16 protein-coding genes and 1 pseudogene are annotated in these 17,285 nt (G+C 50.5%); 6 read left to right on the forward strand and 11 right to left on the reverse strand.

The window, feature by feature from the left end:
• Positions 1-605: 605 nt before the first annotated feature.
• The 3 genes from QRY16_RS13480 to ssb1 all read right to left on the reverse strand — a co-directional run bounded on the left by QRY16_RS13480 (position 606) and on the right by ssb1 (position 2,652).
• Positions 606-1,565 (reverse strand): DMT family transporter, encoded by a 960-nt coding sequence (locus QRY16_RS13480; protein ID WP_193405837.1) that lies wholly within the window; start codon positions 1,563-1,565, stop codon positions 606-608.
• Between the two features lie 11 nt (positions 1,566-1,576).
• On the reverse strand, positions 1,577-1,807 hold the full coding sequence (locus QRY16_RS13485) for a hypothetical protein (protein ID WP_289776945.1): 231 nt from the start codon (positions 1,805-1,807) through the stop codon (positions 1,577-1,579).
• Between the two features lie 302 nt (positions 1,808-2,109).
• Positions 2,110-2,652, reverse strand: coding sequence for a single-stranded DNA-binding protein SSB1 (ssb1, locus tag QRY16_RS13490; RefSeq protein WP_193405836.1), 543 nt, complete (start codon positions 2,650-2,652; stop codon positions 2,110-2,112).
• A 225-nt stretch (positions 2,653-2,877) separates the two neighbouring features.
• On the opposite strand from ssb1, the gene uvrA reads away from it, so the two are divergent.
• Together uvrA and QRY16_RS13500 are read left to right on the forward strand one after the other, a co-directional pair.
• Positions 2,878-5,706 carry an excinuclease ABC subunit UvrA gene (gene uvrA, locus QRY16_RS13495; protein ID WP_193405835.1) on the forward strand — a complete coding sequence of 943 codons (2,829 nt, stop codon included), beginning with the start codon at positions 2,878-2,880 and terminating at the stop codon, positions 5,704-5,706.
• Between the two features lie 229 nt (positions 5,707-5,935).
• On the forward strand, positions 5,936-7,000 hold the full coding sequence (locus QRY16_RS13500; RefSeq protein WP_289776946.1) for an NAD(P)-dependent alcohol dehydrogenase: 1,065 nt from the start codon (positions 5,936-5,938) through the stop codon (positions 6,998-7,000).
• Positions 7,001-7,059: 59 nt separating this feature from the next.
• On the opposite strand, the gene QRY16_RS13505 is transcribed toward QRY16_RS13500, so the two are convergent.
• From QRY16_RS13505 to dnaB, 6 genes and pseudogenes are all read right to left on the reverse strand, one after another.
• Positions 7,060-7,383, reverse strand: coding sequence for an MmcQ/YjbR family DNA-binding protein (locus QRY16_RS13505; protein WP_289776947.1), 324 nt, complete (start codon positions 7,381-7,383; stop codon positions 7,060-7,062).
• Between the two features lie 2 nt (positions 7,384-7,385).
• Entirely contained in the window at positions 7,386-7,802 is a 417-nt protein-coding gene (locus tag QRY16_RS13510; RefSeq protein WP_289776948.1) for a secondary thiamine-phosphate synthase enzyme YjbQ, read from the reverse strand.
• Between the two features lie 226 nt (positions 7,803-8,028).
• Positions 8,029-9,222, reverse strand: a complete 1,194-nt coding sequence (locus tag QRY16_RS13515) for an amino acid aminotransferase (protein WP_289776949.1) — start codon at positions 9,220-9,222, stop codon at positions 8,029-8,031.
• A 48-nt stretch (positions 9,223-9,270) separates the two neighbouring features.
• A pseudogene (locus QRY16_RS13520) lies at positions 9,271-9,879 on the reverse strand (YitT family protein).
• Between the two features lie 231 nt (positions 9,880-10,110).
• Complete coding sequence (locus QRY16_RS13525; protein ID WP_193405830.1) at positions 10,111-10,599, reverse strand: Lrp/AsnC family transcriptional regulator; 489 nt, start codon at positions 10,597-10,599, stop codon at positions 10,111-10,113.
• A 128-nt stretch (positions 10,600-10,727) separates the two neighbouring features.
• On the reverse strand, positions 10,728-12,134 hold the full coding sequence (gene dnaB, locus QRY16_RS13530; RefSeq protein ID WP_289776950.1) for a replicative DNA helicase: 1,407 nt from the start codon (positions 12,132-12,134) through the stop codon (positions 10,728-10,730).
• 95 nt (positions 12,135-12,229) lie between these two features.
• Here dnaB and QRY16_RS13535 point away from each other — a divergent pair, with 95 nt between their 5' ends.
• Positions 12,230-13,213: a quinone oxidoreductase gene (locus tag QRY16_RS13535; protein ID WP_289776951.1), complete on the forward strand. Its 984-nt coding sequence runs from the start codon at positions 12,230-12,232 to the stop codon at positions 13,211-13,213.
• Between the two features lie 196 nt (positions 13,214-13,409).
• Here the strand turns inward: QRY16_RS13535 and pspG are convergent, their stop codons facing one another.
• Complete coding sequence (pspG, locus tag QRY16_RS13540; RefSeq protein ID WP_289776952.1) at positions 13,410-13,676, reverse strand: envelope stress response protein PspG; 267 nt, start codon at positions 13,674-13,676, stop codon at positions 13,410-13,412.
• Between the two features lie 162 nt (positions 13,677-13,838).
• Positions 13,839-14,888, reverse strand: a complete 1,050-nt coding sequence (gene dusA, locus QRY16_RS13545; RefSeq protein ID WP_289776953.1) for a tRNA dihydrouridine(20/20a) synthase DusA — start codon at positions 14,886-14,888, stop codon at positions 13,839-13,841.
• A gap of 101 nt (positions 14,889-14,989) precedes the next feature.
• On the opposite strand from dusA, the gene QRY16_RS13550 reads away from it, so the two are divergent.
• The 3 genes from QRY16_RS13550 to QRY16_RS13560 all read left to right on the forward strand — a co-directional run.
• Positions 14,990-16,087 (forward strand): site-specific integrase, encoded by a 1,098-nt coding sequence (locus QRY16_RS13550; protein ID WP_289776954.1) that lies wholly within the window; start codon positions 14,990-14,992, stop codon positions 16,085-16,087.
• Positions 16,088-16,395: 308 nt separating this feature from the next.
• Positions 16,396-17,157 (forward strand): BRO-N domain-containing protein, encoded by a 762-nt coding sequence (locus QRY16_RS22145; RefSeq protein ID WP_289776955.1) that lies wholly within the window; start codon positions 16,396-16,398, stop codon positions 17,155-17,157.
• A 41-nt stretch (positions 17,158-17,198) separates the two neighbouring features.
• Positions 17,199-17,285: type II toxin-antitoxin system HicB family antitoxin (locus QRY16_RS13560; protein ID WP_289776956.1), on the forward strand; the 87-nt coding region annotated here is incomplete at its 3' end.

Here is a 17,285-nt window from a genome sequence, read left to right on the forward strand (position 1 = left end):
TCTCAGTTTAGCCTGGATCTACACGAATTTTATATTGCCGAAAATTCACCCACCGCTAGCTGTTAAGTTACAGACTTCACCAGGAATAATCCAAAAAGAACAGTTTATAGATGCTTATCACTTTAATGCGTTAAGCGGAATTTATGCGCTAAAAATATTCACATCAGATTCTGGAAATTAACCTTTAATTAAAAACGAAGCGGCAGTTTATTGACGTAATTCTCTTTTAACTGAAATAAAAACTGGTTTAACCCGCTGTTTTATCAAGCTCAGAAAACCGTAAAAAGGCAGCAGCGAGAGTTAAACAGGGACAAAGGGAGCGGATTCAGCCTTGCTGGCTGCTAAATTTTTACCCTACCAATGATTAAAAGAGAGGTTTTAAAGCACCTGTCAGCTGCAAAACATCCCCGACAGAAATTTTAGACAGGCTTAAAACCCACCCTGCAAAGGTTTTCGCAGCGCGAAGAATATGAAGAAACCGCATAAAGAACAGAAAAAAGGTGAAAAATTCGCCGCTACAGGCGGAAAAGAGAGGCGGTAAATTCTTAAAATTCAGCAAAATCAGCGAGTCGCGCTGTCAGGTTTTATTACGCCAGCGCGAATGCTCAGATCTTAATTTCAGCCACCTGCGCTTCAGGCTTAATACGCATGGCCCAAATCACGCCCACCATCAGACAAAAAATGCCCGTTATGGTTAGCAACGGCGGCCAGCTCTGGCGCCAAAGGAATGTCCATAACAGCCCAAACAGGATTTCAAAGACAATTAATGGCCCCATTAATACGGTTGGCAAACGCTGACTGGCAGCATTCCAGCATAAGGTTCCCAGCCATGAGCACAGTAAGCCAATGGTCAGCATCAGTGGAACAAATACGCCGGGATGAGGGCCGAAAGGTAAATCAAAGTCGGGGCGTTGCCAGGTGAGTTGTACACTGACGAAGCCATACATGATTAACGCCAGCGGCAATGTGACTACACCCTGCGCTGTGGCCCAGGTTGATGGCCTGAGCTGTGGATGCGTACGCAACCAGCGAGCATTACGCAGCGGATACCATGTCCAGCACACGACGGCCATGATCGCCAGTGCAATGCCTGTCAGGTAGCGACCGAATGCAAAGCCTGCTTCCTTTCCATGTAACTCTGCCACGTTTACGCATAACAACCCCGCCGCGATAACAATTAATGCAGGAATTAAGCGTCGCCAGGAAAGTCGCCCTTCAAGGTGACCGTAACGCCAGTTGGCTGTCACTGCGATAACCACGGGTAATGTGCCGATAATCATGGTTGATACTGGCGCACCGGTACGCTGGATCGCACTGGCAAGAAAAGCGTAATAGAGCAAATTTCCGACCAGAGAGAGTTTCAGCGCTTCACGCCAATCGGCAGAGGCCAGTTTGCGCAGGCGTTGGCGATCGTGCCAGGCCAGCGGCAATGCAATCAAGCCAAATGCCACATAACGCCCCGCAGACTGAAGCGTGCCGGGATAATCCGGCACCAGCAGCGGGCCGACAAAAATCAATCCCCACATCAAACCTGCGGTAAGGGCAAACATTACGCCAGCAAACATTTTTTCTTCCTTTATAGAGAAACCCGCACAGTGTGGCGAAATGACGAAGGAATTGCCTGTAGCAGATGGCGACAGCGCTGCATGCCCGATTCATTAGCGCCATTATCAAGTGATTTAGGAGTATACAATTCAAACGTATAGCGGGAAATGATGGCCTGATAGCGCCCTGCAGCCGGTAATGTCGTTAATTGCTGAAACTGGGCGCGATCGTTTTCGCAGAGAAATGACCGCAACGCCTGCATGTCGTCCCTCTTCGTTACGTTGTGTTTGCCATATATGTTTGCGCAACCGCTTACTGTGTCGATACCCCTGTTAAATCTGGGGGCAAGCTCTGATCATAACAGCCGATGGGCATCGGCACCTGGACCAGCGCTGAAGAGTTGTTCAAACAACAGGGTGAAGGGTAAACAGAACAGCCATTGACGCATTATGCGGCGACGAGCGACCTGTGCTGAGCTGCTGAATTTTGGCGGAAGGGTATTAACAGAAAAGGCCCGGCTGACCGGGCCTTTTAGCAGAGGGAATGACTATGCGTACACAAGGATCAAAACGGGATATCGTCGTCAAAATCCATTGGCGGCTCGTTATTATTACTTGCCGGTGCGCTCTGCGGTTGCGGACGTGACTGCGCGCCGCCGCTGAACTGATTATTGCCGCCCTGCGGCTGCTGAGGTTGCCCCCAACCGTTATTGTTGTTCTGCTGGCCCCCCCCTGCTGGTGCGCCTGCATTACCGCCCTGGCGTCCACCCAGCATTTGCATGGTGCCGCCAACGTTAACGACAACTTCGGTGGTGTAACGATCCTGGCCGCCTTGATCCTGCCATTTACGGGTGCGCAACTGACCTTCAATATAAACCTGCGAACCTTTACGCAGATATTCACCGGCCACTTCAGCCAGCTTGCCAAACAGCACGACACGATGCCATTCAGTAACTTCTTTGTTTTCACCGGTTTGTTTGTCACGCCAGCTTTCCGACGTAGCCAGCGTAATGTTGGCAACAGCGCCACCATTTGGCATATAACGCACTTCCGGATCCTGACCCAGATTCCCGACAAGAATCACTTTGTTAACGCCACGACTGGCCATGTTGCTGTCTCCCGATGAGTTAATGCTAAAAGTCTAAACGGTTAATTCTAACACGTCCTGAATGCTGTTCCCACTTTCGAGCAGGCTTCCAATTTTGAACATTGCTTCGCCAAAAAGCAAAGAAGTACTGGATATTTATTCAGGCTATTTTTTGTGCCATAATGATGCGTTTATTCTGACCGTGTCGGCAAGGCACGGAGAGTGCTTCTAATCCGGGAAAGGTGAATGGATAAGATCGAAGTTCGTGGTGCCCGCACCCATAATTTGAAAAACATCAACCTGATCATCCCGCGTGACAAACTCATTGTGGTAACCGGCCTTTCAGGTTCCGGTAAATCCTCTTTGGCGTTTGATACGCTGTATGCGGAAGGCCAACGCCGCTATGTGGAGTCGCTCTCTGCCTATGCGCGCCAGTTTCTTTCCTTAATGGAGAAACCGGACGTCGATCATATAGAAGGGCTGTCGCCAGCCATCTCTATTGAGCAGAAATCTACGTCACACAACCCGCGCTCAACCGTCGGCACGATCACTGAAATTCATGATTATCTGCGCCTGCTGTTTGCTCGTGTGGGCGAACCCCGCTGCCCGGATCATGACGTTGCACTGGCAGCACAGACAGTCAGTCAGATGGTTGATCAGGTGCTGGCCCAGCCTGAAGGTCGCCGCCTGATGCTGTTGGCACCAGTGGTGAAAGATCGTAAAGGTGAGCATAACAAAACACTGGAAAACCTGGCGACACAGGGTTATATCCGTGCGCGTATTGATGGTGAAGTGTGCGATCTCTCCGATCCACCGAAGCTTGAACTGCAAAAAAAACACACTATTGAAGTGGTCATTGACCGCTTCAAAGTGCGTGAAGATCTGGCAACACGTCTGGCAGAATCGTTTGAAACGGCGCTGGAGCTGTCTGGCGGCACCGCAATCGTCGCCGATATGGATGACATTGCAACGGAAGAGCTGCTGTTCTCGGCTAACTTCGCCTGCCCGGTTTGTGGTTACAGCATGAGTGAACTGGAACCACGGCTGTTCTCCTTTAACAACCCAGCCGGAGCTTGCCCAACCTGTGATGGCTTAGGCGTACAGCAGTATTTTGATCCCGATCGGGTGATACAAAATGCCGAGCTGTCGCTGGCAGGCGGGGCAATTCGCGGCTGGGATCGCCGTAACTTCTATTATTTCCAGATGCTGCGCTCACTGGCCGAACATCTCAGTTTCGACATTGAAGCGCCATTCAGTAGCCTGAAAGACAGCGTGCAAAAAGTCATTTTGTACGGTTCTGGCAAAGAGAGTATCGAATTCAAATATATCAACGATCGTGGTGATACCTCGGTGCGCCGTCATCCGTTTGAAGGCGTGCTGAATAATATGGAACGCCGCTATAAAGAGACCGAGTCATCAGCAGTGCGTGAAGAACTCGCGAAGTTTATCAGCAATCGTGCCTGCGCCAGCTGCGAGGGCACGCGTTTGCGTCGCGAAGCCCGACACGTTTACGTTGAAAACACCACACTGCCGACCATCTCCGAAATGAGCATTGGCCACGCCATGTCTTTTTTCGAGAATCTGAAGCTAAGCGGCCAGCGCGCCAAAATCGCTGAAAAAGTTCTGAAAGAGATCAGCGATCGTCTGAGTTTTTTGGTAAATGTCGGCCTGAATTATTTATCCATGTCGCGTTCAGCGGAAACGCTGTCCGGTGGTGAAGCACAGCGTATCCGTCTGGCAAGTCAGATTGGCGCCGGGTTAGTCGGCGTGATGTATGTGCTGGATGAGCCATCCATCGGTTTACATCAGCGTGATAATGAACGCCTGCTCGGTACGCTGATCCACCTGCGCGATCTTGGTAATACAGTCATTGTGGTTGAGCATGATGAAGATGCGATTCGTGCTGCTGACCACGTGATCGATATTGGTCCTGGCGCAGGCGTGCATGGCGGTCAGATAGTGGCTGAGGGTACGGTTGATGAAATCATGGCGGAGGAAAAATCTCTTACCGGCCAGTTTCTGAGCGGCAAGCGTGAAATTTCCGTACCGCAAGAGCGGGTAAAAGGCGATCCCGCCAGAGTGCTGAAAGTTACCGGTGCGCGCGGTAATAACCTGAAAGACGTGACGTTAACGCTGCCGGTCGGTCTGTTTACCTGTATTACCGGTGTGTCCGGTTCAGGTAAATCAACGCTGATTAACGATACGCTGTTCCCGATTGCCCAGCGTGCGCTCAACGGCGCAACCATCGCCGAGCCAGCGCCTTATCGTGAAGTTAACGGTCTGGAGCATTTCGATAAAGTTATCGATATTGATCAAAGCCCGATTGGGCGTACTCCACGCTCTAACCCGGCAACCTATACCGGTATTTTTACGCCGGTACGTGAACTGTTTGCCGGCGTGCCGGAATCACGTTCACGTGGCTACAATCCGGGCCGGTTCAGTTTTAACGTACGCGGCGGTCGCTGTGAAGCCTGCCAGGGCGATGGCGTGTTGAAGGTTGAGATGCACTTTCTGCCCGATATTTATGTGCCCTGCGACCAGTGCAAAGGAAAACGCTATAACCGCGAAACGCTGGAAATTAAATACAAAGGCAAAAGTATCCACGAAGTGCTGGAGATGACCATTGAAGAAGCGCGTAAATTCTTCGATGCTGTTCCGGCGCTGGCGCGTAAGTTACAAACGCTGATGGATGTTGGCCTGTCATATATCCGCCTGGGACAGTCAGCGACCACGCTTTCCGGCGGTGAGGCACAGCGCGTGAAGCTGGCGCGCGAGCTGTCAAAACGTGGTACGGGCCAGACGCTGTATATCCTTGATGAACCCACCACCGGCCTGCACTTTGCCGATATTCAGCAGCTACTGGAAGTGCTACATCAGTTACGCGATCAGGGTAATACCATCGTGGTGATTGAGCACAACCTGGACGTTATCAAAACGGCAGACTGGATAGTCGATCTTGGTCCAGAAGGTGGCAGTGGTGGTGGCGAAATTCTAGTTGCCGGCACACCGGAAACGGTGGCTGAGTGTAAGAAATCCCACACCGCACGTTTCCTTAAGCCCTTGTTGAAGAAATAATCCTGTCCGGCCCGCTTTATGCGGGCCTTATTTTTTGGCTGCCCAATCAGCCAGAGAAATGCAGAATCAGGCAAGATTCAGACATGTATAGGCATATACGCCCCAGGCTTCCCTGACTATGCTTAAGCGGTTCATCTTTGGCACGCCCTTCGCGTCGCTCTGTTTGCAGCGGATTTGTCCTGCTGCATGCCTTTCAAAACACTCACGACACATCGAAACTGGAGACACCATGAATATCACGCATGCGTACGCTGCTCAGGATGCGAAATCCAAACTTGCACCGTTCGATTACAAACCGCGCGAACTCCGTGCACATGATGTGCAACTCGACGTTTTGTATTGTGGCGTTTGCCACTCTGACTTGCATCAGGCGCGCAACGAATGGAAAAATACCATTTTTCCAGTTGTACCAGGCCATGAAATTGTCGGACGCGTCACCGCAGTCGGTGCACATACTCAGAAATATAAAGTAGGTGATCTGGTTGGCGTTGGCTGTATGGTTGATTCCTGCCGTAGCTGTCTAGGCTGCCAGGAAGGTCTGGAGCAGTATTGTGAAAACGGTTTTGTCGGCACCTATAACGGTGAAGATCGCGAAACCGGTGCTATCACGTATGGTGGCTACTCCACCGCAATGGTTGTGGATGAAAACTTTGTGCTGCGCATTCCAGAAAACCTGGAACTGGCGGGAGTCGCACCGTTACTGTGTGCAGGCATTACCACGTATTCACCGCTGCGTCACTGGAATGTCGGTCCGGGTAAAAAAGTCGGTATTGTCGGGCTGGGCGGCTTAGGTCATATGGGCGTGAAATTAGCTCACGCGATGGGGGCACATGTCGTTCTGTTCACTACCTCGCCGTCAAAAATTGAAGATGGTAAACGTTTAGGTGCCGATGAAGTGGTGATCTCGAAAGATGCCGATCAAATGGCGCAGCACAATAACAGTTTCGATTTTATCCTTAACACCGTGGCGGCTCAGCACGATCTGAACCCCTTCATCGCCCTGCTAAAACGCGACGGCAACATGACGCTGGTGGGTGCGCCAGAACATGATCATCCGGCACCGCAGGTATTTAATCTGATCTTTAAACGCCGCAGCATTGCTGGCTCACTGATTGGCGGCATTGCTGAAACGCAAGAGATGCTGGATTTCTGCGGTAAGCATGACATCACATCTGATATTGAACTGATTGCGATAAATCAGATCAACGAAGCCTATGAGCGCATGTTAAAAAGCGATGTAAAGTATCGTTTCGTTATTGACATCAATACGTTGCGTGAGGAATCCGCCGCTTAATGGGTTACAGCAGATCACCGGCCCTCGCTTATTTACCCGGCGAGGACCGGGTTTCGCGTCTACTTTGTGTTGTCTGCCTGCTGAAACGAAGCATCGACCAGATAGTAAATCTGCGAATCTTTTAGCGACCCATCCAGAAACAGCGTGTTCCAGTGCGATTTATTCAGATGCTCACTGGGAAAAACATCAGCGTGTTCTTCACGAATCAGATCGGCTAAAGCAGGGGTGGATTTCAACGATACCGCCGGACACCCCTTCACTTCATGCACCATGGCGAACAGGATGCCATTACTTTTTATCTGGGTGGCTTTCCAGCCGCTTTGTACGCTTTGTTCTGCACCCGGTTTGTTCATGCAGTAGCTCAATAACTCTGAAGTATTCATCCTCATTCCCCTTGTAAGGTGGCGACTATGCGCCTTGCGCCGCCATGTATGCGATGTTCTCCCAGCCAAATGCCTTGCCAGGTGCCCAGCACCAATCGTCCATGCTGGATCGGCAACATAAGTGAAACGCCTAACATGGATGATTTAATATGGGCAGGCATATCATCACGCCCTTCATAATCATGCTGATAGGGTGCATTTTCCGGAACGTAGCGCATGAAATGCTGCTCCATGTCACTACGCACTGTGGGATCGCAATTTTCATTCAGCGTTAAAGACGCCGATGTATGCTGCAACAGCAAATGCAGCAGTCCCGTCTTGATGTTGGGCAGCTCAGGCAGCTGGCCGACAATCTCGTCGGTTATCAGATGAAAGCCGCGTGATTTCGCGCTCAGCGTTAAGGTTTGTTGATACCACATGCTTTTTCCCTGAATGGATGACATCGTTTAAGTGTGCAACATGTCAGGGAAAGGTAAACCCCACAGGGAAATTAAAAACGGCGCTCGCTTGTTGCCGGCTAAAACAGTATTCAGATCAGATTATGTTCCGTGACCATAATCGGGTAGCGGTCCCGATGACGGATGCCATTTGACGTTATAAAAAAACCGCCGCATATTAGCGACGGTTTTTCATGCCTGCCCAGCGTTACATCACCGCAGCAAAGGCTTCTGCAACCTGATGGACGTTATGGCTGTTCAGTCCGGCGACGCACATGCGGCCGCTACCGATTAAGTAAATACCGAACTCTTCGCGCAGGCGATCCACCTGCTGGGCGCTGAGTCCGGTATAGCTGAACATACCACGCTGCTTCAGCAAATAATCAAAGTTTTGCCCCGGTAATGCCGTGCTCAAAACCTGTACCAGCGCTCTACGCATGTCGATAATCCGCAGGCGCATCGCTTCAACTTCTGCCAGCCAGTTGGTTTTCAGCGCATCGTCATTCAGCACACGCGCGACAACCTGTGCGCCAAAATTAGGCGGGCTGGAATAGTTGCGACGTATGGTCGCTTTCAGCTGGCCCAGTACCCGGCTGGATTCTTCGGCGCTATCACAAACGATCGACAATCCACCGACGCGCTCGCCGTAAAGCGAGAAGATTTTAGAGAACGAGTTGCTTATCAACGCAGGCAAACCCGCTGCTGCAATGGCGCGAATGGCGTAAGCATCTTCTTCCATCCCCGCGCCAAAACCCTGATAAGCAATATCAAGGAACGGGATCAGTTCCTGCGCTTTTAACACTTCTGTGGTTTCATCCCACTGCGCGTTAGTCATATCAGCGCCGGTTGGGTTATGGCAGCAAGGATGCAGTAGCACAATGCTTTGCTTTGGCAGCGTTTTTAGTTTGTCGATAAACGCGTCAAACCGTACTCCGTTAGTTTCAGTGTCATACCATGGATAGGTGTTCACCTCAAAACCCGCACCGCTGAAAATGGCAATATGGTTTTCCCAGGTCGGATCGCTCACCCAGACGTTTGATTGAGGAAAGTAACGCTTCAGGAAGTCGGCACCAACTTTCAGCGCTCCGGATCCTCCCAGCGTTTGAATAGACGCAACGCGGCCGGCTTTCAACATCGGATGTTCGGCGCCAAACAGCAGCGGCGCGATTGCGTTACGATAAGAATTTAAGCCTTCCATCGGTAAGTACAGCGAGACTTGCTGCGGTTCGGCATGCAGCTGTTCTTCTGCCTCAGCGACAGCCTGCAGCTGAGGGATAATGCCCTGCTCGTTGTAATAGAGCCCGATGCTCAGGTTAACTTTATGTTCACGTGGATCCTGTTTAAAGGCTTCCATCAACGACAGAATCGGATCGCCAGCATAAGCATCAACGTTTTGAAACACGGTGCAGATCTCCATGATTAGTCTTAGTAAGCGGGTAACAGTTTGTCATTAAACCACGTATCGTCCCGGACGATGGTTCATGGCGATAATCAGATTGAGGATCACCGCACCTGCAACCGACGCGAGAATACTGGCAGGTTCACCACAAATAGCGAAGCCAGCACCACACAGCTATCGACGGCCATCTGCAGTTTTCCGGCGCGGATACCAAAACGATCCTGTAGCCAGAGTGCCAGAATATTGACGCCACCGAGGCTGGCTTTATGACGAAACAACACTATAAACCCAATCCCCATGATCACGTTACCGAACAATACCGCATAAAACGGATTGAGACGGGAAAAATGAATAAACAGCGGATGCAAATGGCTGAACAGTGAAACCAGGCCTACCGCACAGAATGTTTTTAGCGTGAATCCCCAGCCCATGCGGCGCACAGCCAGCCAGTAAAACGGCAGGTTAATCAGAAAGAAGGCGCTCCCAAATGACAACGGAGACACATAGCTTATTAAAATGCGATGCCTGCGGTACCACCGGTTAAGGCACCCGCCTGCTTTAACAGGATTACGCCAAAAGACACCATAAAGTGCCCATCACAATCGCTAGCGTATCTGCAATGCGGGAATGGGGAATACGGGAAGGTTGAACAACGTTCATCCATAGGGGTTTTCTCATTGCAAATGATGCCGTTCAAGTGCAAAAAACACACCAGACCGGCAGCACTATTCTGCTACGGTCAACGCCAGAAATTATTCCGTTGATAATTAAAGCGATTCACTTCAGAACATTGTGCATACAAGCAAACGATAACCGCCGATTTATGTGCAAAACCCCTTTTCTTGCGTGTTTTTTGCATTATTTTACGTCATTGTGCACTGAAAAAACCGCTTACGCCCCCTTTTGGCGCGCCGGATATTCAGGGATCATCAACCCGTTCTCTTTCAGGCGACCTAATACCACTGAGGTTTTGACGTGAGAAACGCTCTGATGCCCGGCGACAAGCTGACTGATTAACGCGCTGAGTGAAGGCAGATCAGAGACCGCAACTTTCAGCAGGTAATCGGCATCGCCCGTCGTTTTATACGCATCAACAATGGCCTCTTCCTGCTCCACCATACGATGGAAACTTTCAACATATTCTGCGGTGTGATTAATCAAACGCACTTCTATCAAACCAACCATACCCAGGCCAATCGCATCGGGCGACAGGCGTGCATGATAACCAAGAATCAGGTTGGCCTGCTCAAGGTTGATGCGGCGGCGTGAACATTGTGATGCCGAAAGGCCGACCAAATCACTCAGTTCCTGATTAGTCAGGCGGCCATTAGATTGCAATAAAGTCAGTAATTTAAGATCGTAATCGTCTACGTGGTTCATTCTGCTTCCAGAGCGTTATAAGCGTCGCTTTGTTACAGATAACCTGATTACTGGCGGGGTTGTCCAACACTATTTTCTGATGGCGTGACGGTCATGCACAGAACGTGCATGACGTGACAGAGAAAAGATTATTCGTCGTCGTATTGCGGACCTGCATAGTTATCAAAGCGTGACCATTGTCCGTTAAAGGTCAGACGAACCGTCCCGATAGGTCCGTTACGTTGCTTACCGAGGATGATCTCTGCGATGCCTTTAAGATCGCTATTTTCGTGATAAACCTCATCACGATAGATAAACATGATCAGATCAGCATCCTGCTCGATCGATCCTGATTCACGCAGATCCGAGTTCACCGGGCGTTTATCTGCACGCTGTTCCAGAGAACGGTTAAGCTGTGACAGCGCCACGACCGGCACATTCAGTTCTTTCGCCAGCGCTTTAAGCGAACGCGAAATCTCAGCAATTTCCAGCGTGCGGTTATCAGACAACGACGGCACGCGCATCAGCTGAAGGTAATCGATCATAATCATGCTCAGACCGTCGTTTTCGCGGTAAATACGGCGCGCGCGTGAGCGAACTTCGGTTGGCGTCAGACCGGAAGAATCATCGATATACATGTTCTTCTTCTCCAGCAAAATACCCATGGTGCCGGAAATACGCGCCCAGTCTTCATCATCAAGCTGGCCGGTACGAATACGCGTTTGATCCACGCGTGACAGCGACGCCAGCATACGCATCATGATCTGCTCGCTGGGCATCTCCAGACTAAAAATTAGCACCGGTTTGTCGTGCAACATCGCGGCGTTTTCGCAGAGATTCATAGCGAACGTGGTTTTACCCATCGAAGGGCGCGCCGCGATGATAATTAGATCTGAACGCTGGAGGCCGGCAGTTTTCTTATTGAGATCCTGATAACCGGTATCGACCCCGGTAACGCCGTCATGTGGCGTTTGGTACAGCGATTCGATACGCGAAACGGTGGCTTCAAGGATTTGCTCGATGTTTTTCGGGCCATCATCCTTGTTTGCACGGGCTTCCGCAATTTTAAAAACGTTGGACTCGGCAAAATCCAGCAGGTCTTCGCTGCTGCGACCCTGTGGATCATAACCCGCGTCGGCAATTTGATTGGCGACAGAAATCATCTCACGTACAACGGCTCGTTCGCGCACAATATCCGCATAAGCGCCAATATTCGCCGCACTTGGCGTATTTTTGGCTAATTCCGCCAGATAGGCAAAGCCGCCAGCCATGTCCAGTTCGCCACGCATTTCCAGCGATTCAGAAAGGGTTATCAGATCAATCGGCTGGCTTTCTTCCAGCAAACGCTGCATTTCAGAAAAAATCAGGCGATGCGAACGGTTAAAGAAATCGTTGGCGACGACGCGTTCGGAGACATTATCCCAGCGTTCGTTATCCAGCATTAACCCACCGAGCACCGACTGCTCCGCTTCCAGCGAATGCGGGGGCATTTTCACTCCTGCCAGCTGACGATCATGCGTTTCGTTCGATTTGTTGGTGGGTTTATTTCCTGCCATAGTGAATGCAATACCGATCTTTTGTAAGGACGCGCCAGTATACCTTGTTGTGGCGCGCGCCTCACCCTCATGATGAAACAATCACAGGAGTAAGAATGGCAAAGCGTATCCAGTTCAATGCACACGGCGGCCCTGAGGTTTTACAGTGGATCGACTTTGAGCTTGCCGATCCCGCTGACAATGAAATACAGGTCGAAAACAGAGCCATTGGCATCAATTACATCGACACTTATGTGCGCAGTGGGCTTTATCCGGTGAAAGATTTTCCTTCAGGTCTGGGCACCGAAGCGGCGGGTGTGGTGAAAAGCGTGGGTAAAAACGTGACGCGGTTTAAGCCAGGCGACCGCGTGGTGTATTGTCAGGCCGCGCTAGGCGCCTATAGCGAAATGCACAATGTCGCTGAAGAACGCTTAATGTTACTGCCCGATGCAATCAGCTTCGAACAAGGTGCCGCCAGTTTTTTGAAAGGCTTAACGGTGCAATATCTGTTGCGCCAGACTTATCAGGTTAAACCTGATGAAATTTTCCTTTTTCATGCCGCAGCAGGTGGCGTAGGTCTGATTGCCTGCCAATGGGCAAAAGCGTTAGGCGCGCATCTCATTGGCACGGTGGGTTCAACAGAAAAAGCGCAACTGGCTAAAAATGCCGGTGCGTGGGCAACCATCAACTATCGGGAAGAGAACATTGCTCAGCGTATCAACACGTTAACCAACGGCAAAAAAGTAGGCGTTGTTTATGATTCTGTAGGTAAAGATACCTGGGAAGCATCGCTGGATTCGCTACGCCGTCATGGATTACTGGTGAGTTTTGGTAATGCTTCGGGTCCGGTGACCGGCATCGACCTGAGCATTCTTAACAAGAAAGGGTCGCTGTTTGTCACCCGGCCCTCACTGTTTGGCTATATTACCAACCGCGAAGAGCTGGAAACCGCCAGCGCTGAACTGTTTTCGCTATTAGCCAGCAAAGCGATTAAAGTCGATGTGCCAGAGCAGCAGAAATTCGCTCTCAAAGATGCCAGCCAGGCACATAAAACGCTGGAAAGCCGCGCCACACAAGGCTCCAGCTTACTGATTCCCTGATCGTTAAACGCGAAAAGGGCTTCCCACAGGAAGCCCTTTATTTTGTTTTTTTCTATAGTTCGCGCTGGTGTAGGGACAGCGGCGATGAATATGTTTCGACTCAACGAGTTTCATCCTGACAGAAAACATAAGTAAAAAATATGTTTAATTGCGAAAATGGTCTAAGCAATCTTTAAGTCTGTGATCGCCTCCGCATTTAGCGCCAGCCATCACGATCCCACTTGCTGATTTTATGTCTCAGCCTGGCACGTGAGCGTCCCTTATTGTCACCGAAAAAGGCGCGATATAGCCACACCGCCACGACAGCCAGCACCAGCCAGGGTAACAACTTAATCACAATAGCGAATAAACCGCCGACAAACATCACCAGGGTTGCGACTACCAAGGCTGCAATCGCACCCAGTAATGAAATCCCGGTGAACAACAGCATCAGGAAGAACCCCAACACAAATAAAATTTCCACATTAATGCTCCTTAATAAGCCAACAATAGCTATTACAAGAAGCATGCCAATCTTTAATGTTTTGATTTATATGGAATAAGGCTAAAAAGAAGGAATGTGGCTTGGTGGAAATAACCAGTTAGTGGTGTAAATAACCAGCCTGTTCAGGCTGGTTAGCCTGGATCAGGCTTCCTGGGGAATTTTGTCAGCCACCCGCGCTAATGCCGCCTCAAGGACGCGAACATCAGCCCCCGGTTTATGGGCATTTTCGCTCAGATAACGCCGCCACTGCCGTGCTCCTGGAATTCCCTGGAACAGGCCCAGCATATGCCGCGTCACGTGTCCAAGGTAAGTGCCTTTTGCCAGCTCAGCTTCAATATAAGGATACATTGCACGGACTACGGCAACCGGAGCGGCAACCGGAGCGTCATGTCCAAACAGCTCACGATCAACCCGCGCCAATATACCTGGATTTTGATACGCCTCACGGCCCATCATTACACCGTCCAGGAATTGCAGATGTTGCTTCGCCTCTTCCAGCGTTTTCACACCGCCGTTGGTTGCCAGCGTCAGGTGCGGAAAATCGCGTTTTAGCTGGTAAACGCGCGGATAATCCAGCGGAGGGATTTCGCGGTTTTCTTTTGGGCTTAACCCAGAAAGCCAGGCTTTACGGGCATGGATGATGAAGGTATCGCATCCGCCACGCTCCGCCACCGTTCCAACAAACTGGGTCAGAAATTCATAACTGTCCTGCTCATCAATGCCAATGCGGGTTTTTACTGTGACCGGAATGCTGACCACATCTCGCATTGCTTTGATGGCGTCGGCAACTAAACCGGCCTCTGCCATCAGACATGCGCCAAAACGGCCGTTTTGTACACGATCTGACGGGCAACCTACGTTCAGGTTAATTTCATCATAACCGCGCTGCTCCGCCAGTCTGGCGCACTGTGCTAGCGCGGCGGGATCGCTGCCACCAAGCTGTAACGCAACCGGATGCTCGTCCTCGCTATATGCAAGGTAATTACCCTTGCCATGAATAATCGCACCCGTTGTCACCATTTCGGTATAAAGCAGTGCGTTGCCAGTAAGCTGACGGTGAAAATAGCGACAGTGACGATCGGTCCAGTCGAGCATGGGGGCCACGCTGAACCGTGAAGGGCTGTATTTTGGCGCTACGCCGCTGTTTACGCTGCTCTGGCGAAGGTTTGGGGTTTCTTTATTTTCGTGCATCTTTAGTCTTTATGTCGTATTTTTTCTTTATCAGGACACCACTGAGGACACCTTAAATTTGGTGTCCTCAGTGCCTAAATCTGACATGGGACATACTTAAGATGGCGTATTATACCATAGACAAAAGAGCGAAAGCAGATGGCACGGTTCGATACCGCTGCTCCGTTAGCATCAAGAAAGACGGTAAGAGGGTCTATAGCGAAAGTAAAACCTTCACAAAGCAAGCCCATGCGAAAACATGGGGTTCTAAACGTGTAATCGAACTCGAACAGTCAGGGATACCGAATCCTAACGATTTAAACAAAATAACCGTTGGAGACCTGCTAAAGCGCTATATTAGCGACCCCAATCTAGGTGGCAAAGCTGGCCGCACAAAGCGCTATGTCCTCGATATGCTACTGGACTGCGACATAGCCGAAATCCCCCTTACAGACCTCTCAACCAGCCACGTTATCGAACACTGCCGCCAGAGAAACGGCGCTGGTGCTGGCCCTTCCACTGTTAATCACGATGTAAGTTATCTCTCTTCCGTTCTGGCGTCTGCCAAACCTGTCTGCGGTATCGACTACACAACCAATCCTGCAACCGATGCAAGACCGCTACTGCTCCAGATGGGGCTGATTGGCAAATCCAAGCGCCGCAGCCGCCGTCCGGTAAGCGACGAGTTAGACAGATTGATTGCAGGGCTTGAGGCCAGAAGCGATCACATCGCAGCAAAAATCCCCTTCGTTGATATTCTGAACTTCTCAATCCTCAGTTGTATGCGGGTGGGTGAAGTGTGCAAAATCCGATGGGAGGACGTGGACGAAAAACAAAGGGCCGTACTGGCCAGAGACAGGAAAGATCCGCGCAAAAAATCAGGTAACCACATGCTGGTACCACTTCTCGGCGATGCCTGGAGCATAGTGCAGCGCCAGCCCAAAACCAGCGAGTTAATTTTCCCCTACAATTCCCGTTCCGTAACGGCGGGTTTTCAACGTGTCAGGAACGCCCTGGGCATTGAAGACTTGCGCTACCACGATCTGCGCCGCGAAGGAGCAAGCCGCCTGTTCGAGGCTGGATTCAGTATCGAAGAAGTGGCTCAGGTCACCGGCCATCGCTCACTAAATGTTTTATGGCAGGTTTATACGGAGCTATACCCCAAATCCCTGCATGAAAAATTTGAACTAGCAGCAGTTGACAAAAGCAATAAAAACTGAACTTGTAATTTTTTACGAGTTTGTATTGACACGACCAATTTTCACGCCGTATGCTGAAAAGGTACCAGCAAAATCTGGTACCGGGATTGAGACCCCGATGTGATGACAGGCGATATTAGACGCGCCAGCGTCTTTTTTATTGTCTGCGGCTTCCTGCACCTTTATTATTTCTATGGTGGGGCGTGCGGGGGAGCCGTAAGGCTCGCCGGTTTCCTGTTATCCCGGTAGTCTCAACCCTGTACGTCTCACCACCCGCAAGATTGAGACCTTAACGGTGGTGATCTGCTCCATAAAACAGGATAAAGATCATGACCTTTCAACTCTTCACCTTCCAGAAACACACCCTTGAAGCCGTTCAGCACGAAGGAAAATACTGGTTCACTGCCGCTACTCTGGCGAAAGCTCTAGATTACTCACGCGGCGACAAAATAACTCAGATTTATAACCGAAACGCTGACGAGTTTACCCAATGCATGTCAATCAATGTCAATTTGACGTTCAACGGCGGTGACGAAAAATCCGGGAACCTCAATTTGAGGTTATCGGTAAAATCAAAGGGTTACAATAACCTTGTGCGCTCCTTGCGCGTGTTCTCCCTGCGCGGCGCACATCTGATAGCCATGTTCGCCCGCACTCCGGTAGCGAAAGATTTCCGCAAGTGGGTACTGGATCTGCTTGACCGCGAAGCCAGTCAGGTTAAACAGCCTACGATTGTCGTTGCTCCGCACCGCGAATGCCTGCCAAAGATGGTTTACCACCGTAAGAGCAAATATAACCCTTACAGCGCATGGGCCAGCAGCAACGGTAAAAACGTTTATGTTGGGTGCTTCCCTACCGTCGAGGAAGCGGTCGCCGCGCAGCACCGTTACTTTGAAGAAGGTGAAATTAAGCGTATCCATAAAGCGAAGCAGAATACGTACCCGGTAGACAAAACAGACTTTGTTAACCACCTGAAAACTATTCTGGAGGCGGCGCAACTGTTAAGCTGTTATGAGTATGGTAAGGAGCTTGCCTGGGATCTGGTGGCGTTCTCTCAAGAAGAAGCGCAACGTTTTAACCAGCCAGCGTAAGAAACAGGCGGGGCTTTAAGCCCCACCTACTGGAGGTTTAAATGTTATACCCTGTTGCTATTGATAAAGGCGATTCATCCTTCGGCGTTCGCGTACCCGATATTCCAGGCTGCTTCTCTGGCGGCGAC

The sequence above is a fragment of the Mixta mediterraneensis genome (genome assembly GCF_030283135.1).
Classification (GTDB): domain Bacteria; phylum Pseudomonadota; class Gammaproteobacteria; order Enterobacterales; family Enterobacteriaceae; genus Pantoea; species Pantoea mediterraneensis.